This window comes from Enterobacter hormaechei subsp. xiangfangensis, from assembly GCF_001729785.1.
Classification (GTDB): domain Bacteria; phylum Pseudomonadota; class Gammaproteobacteria; order Enterobacterales; family Enterobacteriaceae; genus Enterobacter; species Enterobacter hormaechei_C.
Map to the genome: position 1 here is coordinate 1,844,914 of NZ_CP017183.1, position 12,015 is coordinate 1,856,928.

A 12,015-nucleotide genomic window follows, 5' to 3' on the forward strand; every position below is an offset into this window, starting at 1 on the left:
CCGGAGAGTTTATGGCTTCCAAATCACTTGGTACGCTGACAATCGACCTGATTGCAAAAACGGGCGGTTTTGTCTCCGGCCTTAATCAGGCAGAACGCGCCTCTGCAAAGTGGAGCAAACAGGTACAGGATGATGCAGCATCCGCCAGCGCTGCACTGGCGGGTATTGGTGCGGCAGCCGTAACTGCTAGTCTGGGTGTTGGAGCGGCTGGTTTTCAGTTACTGAAAAGCACTTCCAAGCAGATTACCGAAACAGACCGCTGGGCAAAGTCGCTAAGGATATCAACTCAGGAGCTTTTAGCATGGCAGTTTGCTGCTGAAAAGGCAGGGGTGTCCGGCGATCAGATGGCTGATATTTTTAAGGATATCGGCGATAAGATAGGTGACGCTGTCCTGAACAAGTCGGGTGAAGCAGTTGATGCCCTTAATTCCCTGGGTTTGTCCGCTGAGAAATTATCCAAAGTAAGTCCTGAAAAACAGCTCCTGGCAATTGGTGAATCACTTGGCAAGATCGGCACGAATGCCGAAAAGACAACCATACTTGAAAGCCTGGGCAATGACCTTTCAAAACTTCTTCCGTTGTTCGATAACAATAATGAGAAACTGAAACGGTTTATTGATCTGGCTAAGGATTATGGGGTAGCGCCAGACCCATCTTCCATTGATGACCTGGTTAAAGTTAACCAGCTATTCGAAGACATGGAGGCTCAGGTTGCTGGCCTGAAGATGGAGATTGCCGCAGGTCTGGCAAAGGTTGACCTTGGACAACTGCAAAACTCTCTTGATGAACTTCACAATGTTTTAACTGATCCTGCTGTCCTGCAGGGTATCTCTGATCTGGTGTCTGAAGTTGCACAGCTTGCTGGATGGCTTGTAAAAGCCGCCGCCGGCGCTGGTCAACTCGCCGCAAGCACCGGCAACAGATTTGCCGCTCTGAGCGGTAAAATTGACCTCAAAAATATCGATCAGGTAAATGAGCGCATTGCTTATTTGCAAAAAAACCTTGAAGGAAGAAAGGGTTTTTATTCGCAGGACAAATCAATGTTCGCCTGGTTCACTGGTGGGAATGATAGTGTAAAAGCACTCAACGATGAACTGAACACCCTTATCGAAACCAGAAACAGGCTGTCAAAACCTGCTGTTGGCATTCTTCCGCTTGGTGCTGCTACTGTCGGAATTGGGAAACCATTCTCCCTTCCACCGGGCGAGACTAACGGCAAAGTTACGCCTGATGCAAGCGCAAGAAAACTGGAAAGCTCTTTCAAATCCATGGAGATGGGTTACCTGCGCCAGATTGCGCTCATCGATACCACCGGCAAAAAAACGGTGGAGGTGACCGAGCAACAGAAACTCCAGTTCGATTTGGCGGAGGGAAAGCTCACCGGAATTAACAACGCGCAAAAAATACGGCTTCAACAGTTGGCTCAGGAAGTGGATCGCCTGAACGCCGTCAAAAAAGCCAACGAAGAAAATGCCAGGGTGGCGGCGTTTGTGGCAAATCTGCAGGCACAAAACGAGAATGCACGTGCAAATTTGGGCGTGGATGTGCAGGGTGCCGGAATCGGCAATAAGCAGCGTGAGCGGCTCAGGGAACGCCTGAGTATTGAGCGCGACTTCCTCGACCAGCAGCGGGAGCTGCAAAAGCAGTATCAGTCCCGTGATATAAGCCAGACGGTTTATGACCGGGAAACTCAGGCCCTGAAGGATGCGCAGGCCGAAAGGATCGAAGTTCAGGAGGATTACTACAAGAAAGTTGATGCGCTACAGGCTGACTGGGTAACAGGCGCCCGTGACGGACTTGCCGACTGGGTGGATGATTCCACGAACTATGCAATGCAGGCTGCCGACGTCATGAAAACCGCACTTTCAGGGATCAGCAGCAACATTGTCGAGATGCTCAACGGCAATAAAGCGAGCTGGAAAGACTGGGGTATCAGCGTTCTGAAAATCATAGAACAGGTGATGGTAAATATGATGATCGCGAACGCCGCCAGCTCTATCGGTTCGCTGTTTAGCGGTGCCGCCTCATCCTCAGCCAGTAGCGGAACAGCAATCCAGAACTACGGTGCTAACCTGCAATTAAACGCCAAAGGCGGCGTTTACTCTTCAGCCGATCTCAGTCAGTACAGTAACTCTGTCGTCAGTTCACCGACGCTGTTTGCGTTTGCAAAAGGTGCCGGCCTGATGGGAGAGGCGGGTCCTGAAGCCATTATGCCTCTTACCCGCGCGTCTGATGGTTCACTGGCTGTCCGCGCCGTGGGAAATGGCGGCGTCACGCCAGGCAGTGGAGGGGCGCCACAGGTATATATCACTATTGACGGAAACGGCAATACATCTACTCAGGGCTCAGCTGGCTTCGAACAGTTTGGCGCTGAAGTCGGGCGGTTCGTGGATAAACGATATAAACAAAACATGATGCGCGATATTCGCCCTGGCGGTGATATCTGGAATCTTGCAAAAGGAGGCCGCTGATGGCTCTTGAAACATTCAGCTGGTGCCCACGCATCAACGCGGAGCAGGAGGTAACGTTCCGCCGGCGCTCCGCAAAATTTGGTGACGGATATGAACAGGTGGCCGGTGACGGATTAAATCCGCGTTCACAAAAGTGGAATTTACAGTTTACCGGTACCGAAGCGTATATCGGGGCCATTAAAAACTTTCTCGATCGCCATCAGGGAACAAAGTCTTTTCAGTGGCACCCACCGCTTGAACCACTGGGGTTGTATCGCTGTGATACTTACACTCCTTCGCCGCTTGGCGCTGGGCTCTTCAACCTTTCAGCAACTTTTGAGCAGACCTATAAACCATGAGTCTTAACGCAGATTATCAGAAGCTTGAACCCGGCGATGAGGTCAGGCTGTTTGAAGTGGATGGCACTGCATTTGGTACAGGTGAGGTGTTACGGTTTCACAGCTACAGCCTCGCACATACTGAAGCAGAAATAACGGCGGCCGGCGGTGACGAAAACAAGCTTCCGGCCAAATCAATCTGGTGGCAGGGCGAAGAATATAAAGCGTGGCCATGCCAGATTGAGGGGATCGAGGCTTCTACTTCGGGAAGTAGTGCGCAACCAAAACTTTCGGTTGCTAACCTCGACAGCTCGATCACCGCCCTTTGCCTGGCTTACGACGATATGCTGCAGGCGAAGGTGACGATACACGACACCCTGGGTAAATATCTCGATGCGAAAAACTTCACCGGGGGTAACCCGACAGCCGATCCGACCCAGGAAAAGCTGAAGGTTTTCTACATCGATTCAAAGAGTAGCGAAACAAACGAGGTAGTCGAATTCACCCTCTCCAGCCCAATGGATCTGCAGGGGCTGATGATACCTACGCGCCAGCTCCATTCGTTGTGCACCTGGTGCATCCGTAACAAGTACCGTACCGGTGATGGTTGCGACTATGCCGGAACCCGCTATTTCGACAAAAACAATAACCCGGTGAGCGATCCCTCGCTGGATGAATGCAACGGAACGCTGAAAGCATGTGAGCTACGTTTTGGCAAAGGTAATGAGCTTTCGCATGGTGGTTTCGTCGGTACATCTTTGATCAGGAGCTGATATGCGCCAGAAAACCATTGATGCCATCATGGCGCATGCTGCTGCTGAATATCCTCGTGAGTGCTGTGGTGTGGTGGCGCAAAAAAGCCGTGTTGAACGTTATTTCCCGTGCCGGAATCTTGCCGCGGCGCCGGAGGAAAATTTTGTCCTCTGCCCTGAAGATTACGCAGCTGCTGAGGACTGGGGTACGGTGATCGCCATCGCTCACAGCCACCCTGACGCCACTACGCAGCCGAGCGAACTGGATAAAGCGCAATGCGACGCAACGCTTTTACCCTGGCATATCGTGAGCTGGCCCGAGGGGGATTTACGCACCATTCAGCCGCGCGGAGAGTTACCACTGCTGGAGCGTCCGTTTGTGCTCGGGCACTTTGACTGCTGGGGGCTGGTAATGAGCTATTTCCGGCAAACGCATGGTATCGAACTCCACGATTACCGGGTTGATTATCCCTGGTGGGAAAACGAATATCCGGGCAACTTCTATCAGGATTGCTGGTACGAGTGCGGATTCCGTGAATTCGACGGGCCGCCTAAACCTGGCGATATGGTGATCATGCAGGTGCAGGCTGATAAGTGGAACCACGCGGGTATACTGCTGGAGGGCAATATGCTGCTGCACCACCTGTACGGTCACTTGAGTCAGCGAGTACCATATGGCGGTTACTGGCAGGAACGAACGATGAAGATTCTACGTTACAAATCTCTGTGCTAACCTTTTGTAAAACCAAAGGGGATAGGGATATGAAAAAAGCATTTTTGGCACTTTCTTTGTTAGTCATGGCTGGATGTTCGAGCATGCAGGATCTTCGGAATGAGCCAGCGTCAAATACTTTTCAAACAAGGAAAAAAATTGATGCGGTATCTGAATGTATACTTGTTGGCTGGCAAGAAGAAAGCCAAAAATACGGAAGCGTTTTTATTCAGCCTTATGACGGTGGCAAAACTGTTTTTACACAATCTCAACTTGAGATGGTTGATTTAATATCTGAAGGTGGAATTACCAAGATAGAATTTCGACATCAAGGTGGCCTTTTTGCTTATCGAATCAACAGCCGGATAAAAGTAATAGAACACTGTATCTAACCAATACTTAACCCGCTTCGGCGGGTTTTTTTATGGTGAGAATATGAAAGAAGTAATGACAACAATTCAGCTCGGCGGAGTATTAGGAAAGACCTTCGGTAAAACACATAAGCGACTTATATCCCGTACTGGTGAAGCAGCTATTGCTTTAAGTAAAACATTACCCGGTTTCGAAAGCTTCATGATCAGCAGTAAGCGTCGTGGATTAACTTTCGCAGTATTTAAAGGAAAAAGGAATATTGCCGCCGATGAGATGGGTTTTCCGTGTGAAGGCGACGTAGTAAGGATCATGCCAGTTGTTATCGGTAGTAAGCGAGCTGGTCTTTTTCAGACCATATTAGGAGCAGTTTTAATAGCCGCGGCTGTCTTTGTTTCTGGTGGTGTTGGCGCTGCTTTCGCTGCTGGTGGCTTGACGGGGTTTGCTGCTGCCACTGGTGCCTCGTTGGTCCTCGGTGGGGTTATTCAGCTGCTTTCACCGCAGCCATCAGGCATAGCCAGTAAACAAAGCGCAGATAACCGTGCATCGTATGCGTTTGGCGGGGTGACAAATACCGCCGCACAGGGTTACCCGGTTCCGCTCCTTTACGGCCGCCGGCGAATCGGCGGGGCGATTATTTCCGCCGGGATTTATGTCGAAGATCAGCAGTAGATAACAAACCTTTTTACAAGCCACCTTCGGGTGGTTTTTTTATGGGCGCGATATGGCTAAAACAATTACCGGACGAAAAGGGGGGAGCTCCAGCTCCCGAACTCCTACCGAACAGCCTGATGATCTGCAATCTGTAGCGAAGGCAAAGATCCTCGTTGCGCTTGGTGAAGGGGAGTTTGCTGGACAGCTCACCGGGAAGGATATCTACCTGGACGGAACGGCGCTGGAGAACGCCGACGGCTCCCAAAACTTCAGTGGCGTTACGTGGGAATTTCGCTCGGGTACTCAGGCCCAGAAGTACATTCAGGGTATACCCGGCACCGAAAACGAAATTAGGGTGGGTACTGAAGTAACGAGCGCTACAGCATGGACACGAACCTTTACAAATACCCAGCTTTCGGCGGTACGTTTGCGTCTGCAATGGCCCTCCCTTTTCAAACAGGAGGACGATGGCGATCTGGTCGGATACTCGGTTAATTACGCGATTGACTTGCAGACTGACGGCGGGACATGGCAGACAGTCCTCAATACCAGCGTGACCGGGAAAACGACCTCAGGTTATGAGCGTAGCCACCGTATTGATTTACCTCAGGCTGGCAGTACCTGGACAATCAGACTGCGCAAAATTACCGCTGACGCTAACAGCGCGAAAATCGGCGACACGATGACGCTACAGAGCTTCACTGAGGTGATTGATGCGAAATTGCGATATCCGAATACCGCGCTGCTGTACATTGAATTCGACTCCAGCCAGTTTAATGGTTCTATACCTCAGATCTCCTGTGAGCCTCGTGGCCGCGTTATTCGGGTTCCTGATACTTACGACCCGGAAACCCGCTCTTACAGCGGGACATGGACCGGGGCGTTTAAGTGGGCATGGACGGATAACCCTGCGTGGATATTTTACGATCTGGTTGTTTCTGACCGGTTCGGCCTCGGTCACCGTTTGACTGCTGCTAACATCGATAAATGGACGCTTTATCAGGTCGCCCAGTATTGCGATCAGATGGTGCCGGACGGTAAGGGTGGCGATGGAACAGAACCACGCTATACCTGCAACGTGTACATCCAGGACCGAAACGACGCTTATACAGTCCTGCGTGATTTTGCGGCCATATTCCGTGGCATGACGTACTGGGGTGGCGATCAGATCGTTGCTCTGGCCGATATGCCCCGTGATGTGGATTACAGCTATACGCGCGCTAACGTTGTTGGCGGTCGCTTCACCTATTCAAGCAGCACCACGAAAACCCGCTACACTACAGCGCTAGTTTCATGGTCCGATCCCGGTAACGCCTACGCTGACGCGATGGAACCCGTATTCGAGCAGGCGCTGGTGGCGCGGTACGGCTTCAATCAGCTGGAAATGACAGCCATCGGCTGTACCAGACAGTCAGAAGCGAACCGAAAGGGGCGCTGGGGTATTCTCACCAACAACAAAGATCGCGTTGTTTCGTTCGATGTCGGGCTGGACGGAAACATACCGCAGCCTGGCTATATCATCGCTGTGGCAGACGAGCTGCTTTCCGGAAAGGTTATGGGCGGCCGCATCAGCGCCGTTAATGGTCGCGTTATCAAACTTGACCGTGTAGCTGATGCGGCAGCAGGTGATCGCCTTATCCTCAACCTTCCCTCCGGAGCGTCACAGAGCAGGACCATTCAGGCGGTTAACGGGGAATCGGTCACAGTCACCACCGCGTACAGTGAGACGCCTCAGGCCGAAGCTGTCTGGGTGGTTGAGTCAAACGAACTCTATGCGCAGCAGTATCGTGTTGTGAGTGTCGCTGATAACGATGATGGCACTTTCACCATTACCGGTGCATGGCACGATCCGGATAAATATGCCCGAATCGATACCGGAGCCATCATTGACCAGCGGCCGGTGAGCGTGATCCCGCCGGGTAATCAGTCACCGCCAGAAAACATCGTAATCAGTTCGTTTTCGGTGGTGCAGCAGAATATCAGCGTCGAAACCATGCGCGTGAGTTGGGACCAGGCGCAGAACGCTATCGCCTATGAAGCGCAATGGCGCCGCAACGAAGGGAACTGGGTTAACGTGCCGCGCAGCTCCACCACGTCATTCGACGTTCCTGGGATTTATGCCGGGCGTTATCTGGTACGGGTGCGCGCCATCAATGCCGCAGAAATTTCATCCGGGTGGGGCTATTCAGAAGAGAAAACGCTGACCGGTAAAGTGGGCAATCCCCCGAAACCGGTCGGCTTCATCGCTTCTGATAATGTGGTTTTCGGTATCGAGCTGAGCTGGGGATTCCCGGCGAACACCGACGACACGCTGAAGACGGAAATTCAGTACAGCCTGACAGGGACTGAAGACGATGCGATGCTGCTGGCAGACGTACCCTATCCGCAGCGCAAGTATCAGCAGATGGGCCTTAAGGCAGGGCAAATTTTCTGGTACCGCGCGCAGCTGGTGGACCGCAGCGGAAACGAGTCAGGGTATACAGACTTTGTGCGCGGGCAGGCCAGCATCGATGTATCCGATATCACCGATGCGATCCTGGAGGAGATTAAAGATTCCGAGGTATTTAAGGATCTGATTGAAAGTGCTGTAGACAGTAGCGAGAAACTGGCCGAGCTTTCTGATGCAATTAAGGAGAACGCCGATGGGCTGGCTGCCGCCGTAGGTTCGAATAAGCAGACAGCAGAAGCAATCATCGGCAACGCGCTGGCTATTGCCGATGTTATCGTGCGCCAGACAGCCCAACAGGGCGCTAACTCTGCGACATTCGAACAGCTCCGGGAGGTGATCGCTACTGAAACGGAGGCGCGCGTAACGGATGTTACCCGTCTTGAGGCAAAAAATGCGCAGAACGAGGCGGGAGTTACCGAGGTAAGGCAGGCTCTGTCAGATGAAGCTCAGGCAAGGGCTACTGCTGTTGACCAGCTCACTGCGAGTACTCAGGTCATTTCTGATAAAGCTGATTCGGCTTCGAGTAAAGCTGACGCTGCATCAGGTAAGGCAGATGCGGCCGAACAAGCCAGCTCGCAAAATACTGCTGATATCACCACGTTGCGACAGGTTGTCACCGACACGACTTCATCAATGGCATCCCGTCTGGAGGAACTGGGAGCAAGGACAGATACTGCCAGCGGCGGCATTCAGAGTAACTCCATCGCGCTAATAACGAGTACGCTGGCGCAGGTTGATCAGCAGGTGAGACTCAGCGCGCAGTACGGTGACAGTAAAGCCAGCATCGATCGTATTGATAATGTTATGGCAAGCGACAGGGAGGCAACAGCGCGTTCGCTGCTGAGTTTGCAGACTGACGTGAACGGCAACAAGGCAGCAATCAACAGCCTGGACCAGACGTTTTCCAATTATCAGCAGGCCACGGCCACGCAGATAAACGGCATTACGGCGACCATCAACGGGCACACTTCAGCGATCACTACCAACGCGCAGGCCATTGCGAACGTCAATGGCGACCTGAAGGCGATGTACAGCATCAAGGTCGGGTTATCCAGCAACGGTCAGTATTACGCCGCAGGGATGGGGATAGGCGTGGAGAATACGCCGTCCGGCATGCAGTCGCAGGTTATCTTCCTGGCTGACCGCTTCGCCGTTACTCACCAGGCCGGAGCGACCGTTACGCTTCCGTTCGTTATTCAGAACGGGCAGGTGTTCATCAGAGACGCGCTGATAGGTGATGGCACCATCAACAACAACAAGATCGGCAACTACATCCAGTCCAATAACTATGTCGCTGGCTCAGTCGGATGGAGGCTGGATAAGGGAGGTACGTTTGAGAACTACGGTTCGACAGCTGGTGAGGGGGCCATGAAGCAGACTAATCAAACGATCAGTGTCAAGGATGCCAACAATGTGTTGAGGGTGCAGATAGGGAGAATCACTGGCACATGGTAACGGGAGGCCTCTTACGGGGCCTCTTTTTTTTCAGGAGGACTGGATGGCGGAATATGGTGTTCAGACATGGGACGCCTCAGGCAATGTTAATAATTATGGCGTTAAGCCTGTCAGCGTTTGTGGCTATCTCCAGCTGGCCCAGAACCAGAAAACAGGCTCTTACACCGTAGCGCTTCCACCGGGTTGCAGGCTGACCTATTTTCAGAGCATGAACGGCGAACAGTTTGGTACGAGTCGGAGGAAGATCACCATTTCAGGGGGAACCGCAACAGTGTCAGCAGTAGGCGATACCGACTACTCAGCAGGGACTGAGCCTGCGGCAGCGGCTTATCTCATTTTCCAGATCGAGAGGGCATAAATGGCGGAGTATGGCGTTTTACTGACGACGACCAGCGGGGAAGTATGGGTGACCGCGAACAGCTCGCCAATCGCTCTACAGGAACGAAAGATAGCGGCACTTCAGGGAACATCGGGGTTTAATACCAAAGTGACGCACACATTCCCCGCAGGTCAGCCTGTTGTCGCCTTCGTTCATTGCACGGTAGAGGTCGAAATCACTCAAACGATAAGCGGGAACACCATCACGATTGATTTTCTCAGACCGAATGCAACCGGCACAGCGTACGTTTATTTTTTCTCTATTTTCCCGCAGACAAAGCCAGACTACGGGCTGGCTGTGTGGGATGCATCAGGGACGCTGATTTTAACAAACGAAACGCGCACGCTGAGCGATGTTGTCACCCTCGGTACCGCCGGGGTGGATGCCAGCTCAGGATACAACATCAATACAACTCTGGCGGGGAAGTGGGCCTGTATGCCTGCCATGCTGGGGCTAATTACCGGGGTTATATCGGCTGGCGGTCAGCCGCAGCCATACTCGGCCATATACAAGAGCATGGCAAAACTTGAGGGAAGCAATACGCGGATATTCGCCAGGCCGCAGACAACCCCCGGCGGCAACCTTCAGAACGTTACGTATTCGAATCTGAGGAACGTGATTATGGCCATTAACTGCGCCAATTATGATTGATCGTTTTGAACGATCAATTTCGAATAATTGATCTACCAAATCAATTATATCCCGTTGATTCATATTGTTATTGTGTAGCTTCATGATGCCCTGGGATATAACCCCTATGAAAAATATGATTCTTTGCCTGGCGGTAGCGGTATTGCTCTCCGGTTGCGCTGGCGTTATTGAGAAGCAGCAACCCGTATGCACCGGAACAGCCCTGGTCGGCGGACAGGAAAGCAGCGTCCAGATCTACGGAGTCCGTAAACAAAACAATCAGACGCAGTACCGCGCCGGTTATCCCTTTAACTGGTCATGGGTGAGCGCCAACACGTTCACCAGCACCACCTGCCACTAACCCATTCAGTTTTGAACAAACCCCGCTCCGGCGGGGTTTTTTATTGCCTGGAGAAAACATGATTTATACTACTGGCACTATCGCCATCAGCGGAAACACCCTTACAGGTACCGGCACAAACTTCACTGCTGCTGGATCTCTTATTCGTAACGGATGTACCGTTATTGCAATGACCAGCCCTGTGCAGGTATTTCAGATTACCACCATCGGCAGCGCAACAAGTCTCACCGTAACGCCAGCAGCTAACCCAACTGTTCCCGCTGGAACCCGGTTTGCCATTCTTCTGAGTGACAGTCTGAGCGTGGATGGGCTGGCGCAGGATATCGCTGAAACCTTCACGATGTACCAGCGCTACATGAGCGGGTTCGCTGATGTAATGAACGGGACATCTGATGTCACCATTACTATCAACGGCACTGCCCTTACCGTGCCGGGTCAGAAGTCACTGGCTAAAAAAGGGGCTAACAATGATATAACCAGCCTAAGCGGTCTGACTACCGCACTCAGTATCAGCCAGGGCGGAACAGCTGCAAAGAATGCTGCTGACGCTCGCACAAACCTCGGTTTGGGAAGTAGCGCAACGAAAGAGGCTCAATCCTCCACAATTGACACCACAGTCGGGGTTACGTTGATTAACGGTGCATGGGGTCTTGGCGCTGGAGGTGTAAACTCAATTTCCTGGGGAGATATTGCAAGGCAAGGTAGATCCTCATTCGTTTCCAGTCAGACCGACGCTCCAGCTCAAAATACATTATTTTTTGGAATAAATGCATCTCACCATACCGATGCAGGTTATGCTGCACAGTTTGCAGCCAGGGGGCAAATTGGTTTCTTTTGGCGCACTCGAGAGGCTCTCAGTTTCAATGCCTGGCGAAAAGTTTACGATGATGGTAATACCACCAAAGCCAGCGACGGAACTCTTAAGGCTGCTTCACCGGTTGCCCGTATTGTGAAAAGCCAGGAGGAATGTCAACGCACTGATATAGATGAACCAGGTTTTGTCTGGTGCGGGTGCGGTACGGCGAACGCCGAGGCTGAAGGGATCAAAATCTCTCGGCTGGAAGTTGGGGTATATATTCTTACCGGTTCGGATGGCCTGGCATCAGAAGGCTGGCAGCTGCTGCCGCCAATGGACCCTGGCGGTATGGGGGAACTGGGTGTTGTTGAAGCAGAGCAGACAGAAAGCGGTGGGCTGACGATTCGGCTTTTTAAGCGGAAATACATACTCAGCGAAGAAGGCGAAATTGTTAAAACGAAAGGGGCTCCTATAGATGTTCCTGCCAATAGCTGGATCGACGTTCGCCTCGATATGCCAAAGGATAGCATCTGGAAAACAAGAGCTTCCGAAGCTTCTCTTGAACTGACAGAGCAGCCTGGGGACATTCAGCCTTAAAAATTAATAGGCGAACCCAAATTGATCTGCATTCCATTTGAAACTACTGTATATAAACACAGTAATAAAGGGA

General features: G+C 51.9%; 11 protein-coding genes. All 11 read left to right on the forward strand.

Annotated features, from left to right (window positions below):
* The first annotated feature begins 11 nt into the window (after positions 1-11).
* The 11 genes from BFV63_RS08850 (at position 12) to BFV63_RS08895 (ending at position 11,942) form a co-directional block, all read left to right on the forward strand.
* Positions 12-2,471, forward strand: a complete 2,460-nt coding sequence (locus BFV63_RS08850) for a phage tail tape measure protein (protein ID WP_069597506.1) — start codon at positions 12-14, stop codon at positions 2,469-2,471.
* A complete protein-coding gene (locus tag BFV63_RS08855) occupies positions 2,471-2,809 on the forward strand; it encodes a phage tail protein (protein ID WP_063436823.1) in 339 nt (112 codons plus the stop codon). Before BFV63_RS08850 ends, BFV63_RS08855 begins: the two co-directional genes overlap by 1 nt.
* A complete protein-coding gene (locus BFV63_RS08860) occupies positions 2,806-3,561 on the forward strand; it encodes a phage minor tail protein L (protein WP_063436824.1) in 756 nt (251 codons plus the stop codon). The genes BFV63_RS08855 and BFV63_RS08860 overlap by 4 nt, the downstream gene beginning before the upstream one ends.
* Before the next feature lies 1 nt (position 3,562).
* A complete protein-coding gene (locus tag BFV63_RS08865; RefSeq protein ID WP_063921722.1) occupies positions 3,563-4,273 on the forward strand; it encodes a C40 family peptidase in 711 nt (236 codons plus the stop codon).
* 29 nt (positions 4,274-4,302) lie between these two features.
* Entirely contained in the window at positions 4,303-4,644 is a 342-nt protein-coding gene (locus BFV63_RS22520; RefSeq protein WP_074167165.1) for a hypothetical protein, read from the forward strand.
* A gap of 43 nt (positions 4,645-4,687) precedes the next feature.
* Positions 4,688-5,293, forward strand: a complete 606-nt coding sequence (locus tag BFV63_RS08870; protein ID WP_045895700.1) for a tail assembly protein — start codon at positions 4,688-4,690, stop codon at positions 5,291-5,293.
* 52 nt (positions 5,294-5,345) lie between these two features.
* Positions 5,346-9,179, forward strand: coding sequence for a TipJ family phage tail tip protein (locus tag BFV63_RS08875; protein WP_069597507.1), 3,834 nt, complete (start codon positions 5,346-5,348; stop codon positions 9,177-9,179).
* 43 nt (positions 9,180-9,222) lie between these two features.
* Complete coding sequence (locus BFV63_RS08880; protein WP_069597508.1) at positions 9,223-9,537, forward strand: hypothetical protein; 315 nt, start codon at positions 9,223-9,225, stop codon at positions 9,535-9,537.
* On the forward strand, positions 9,538-10,209 hold the full coding sequence (locus tag BFV63_RS08885; RefSeq protein WP_032619848.1) for a hypothetical protein: 672 nt from the start codon (positions 9,538-9,540) through the stop codon (positions 10,207-10,209).
* Positions 10,210-10,315: 106 nt separating this feature from the next.
* Entirely contained in the window at positions 10,316-10,549 is a 234-nt protein-coding gene (gene cor, locus BFV63_RS08890) for a phage exclusion lipoprotein Cor (RefSeq protein WP_017382566.1), read from the forward strand.
* Positions 10,550-10,607: 58 nt separating this feature from the next.
* Complete coding sequence (locus BFV63_RS08895) at positions 10,608-11,942, forward strand: phage tail fiber protein (RefSeq protein ID WP_057059057.1); 1,335 nt, start codon at positions 10,608-10,610, stop codon at positions 11,940-11,942.
* Positions 11,943-12,015: the final 73 nt, after the last annotated feature.

Bases quoted from the DNA above. Each gene is read 5' to 3' on its own strand.
- BFV63_RS08880 (WP_069597508.1), top strand. From the start codon at position 9,223: ATGGCGGAATATGGTGTTCAGACATGGGACGCCTCAGGCAATGTTAAT.
- BFV63_RS08855 (WP_063436823.1), top strand. From the start codon at position 2,471: ATGGCTCTTGAAACATTCAGCTGGTGCCCACGCATCAACGCGGAGCAG.
- BFV63_RS22520 (WP_074167165.1), top strand. From the start codon at position 4,303: ATGAAAAAAGCATTTTTGGCACTTTCTTTGTTAGTCATGGCTGGATGT.
- BFV63_RS08860 (WP_063436824.1), top strand. From the start codon at position 2,806: ATGAGTCTTAACGCAGATTATCAGAAGCTTGAACCCGGCGATGAGGTC.
- BFV63_RS08895 (WP_057059057.1), top strand. From the start codon at position 10,608: ATGATTTATACTACTGGCACTATCGCCATCAGCGGAAACACCCTTACA.
- BFV63_RS08885 (WP_032619848.1), top strand. From the start codon at position 9,538: ATGGCGGAGTATGGCGTTTTACTGACGACGACCAGCGGGGAAGTATGG.
- BFV63_RS08865 (WP_063921722.1), top strand. From the start codon at position 3,563: ATGCGCCAGAAAACCATTGATGCCATCATGGCGCATGCTGCTGCTGAA.
- BFV63_RS08850 (WP_069597506.1), top strand. From the start codon at position 12: ATGGCTTCCAAATCACTTGGTACGCTGACAATCGACCTGATTGCAAAA.
- BFV63_RS08870 (WP_045895700.1), top strand. From the start codon at position 4,688: ATGAAAGAAGTAATGACAACAATTCAGCTCGGCGGAGTATTAGGAAAG.
- cor (WP_017382566.1), top strand. From the start codon at position 10,316: ATGAAAAATATGATTCTTTGCCTGGCGGTAGCGGTATTGCTCTCCGGT.
- BFV63_RS08875 (WP_069597507.1), top strand. From the start codon at position 5,346: ATGGCTAAAACAATTACCGGACGAAAAGGGGGGAGCTCCAGCTCCCGA.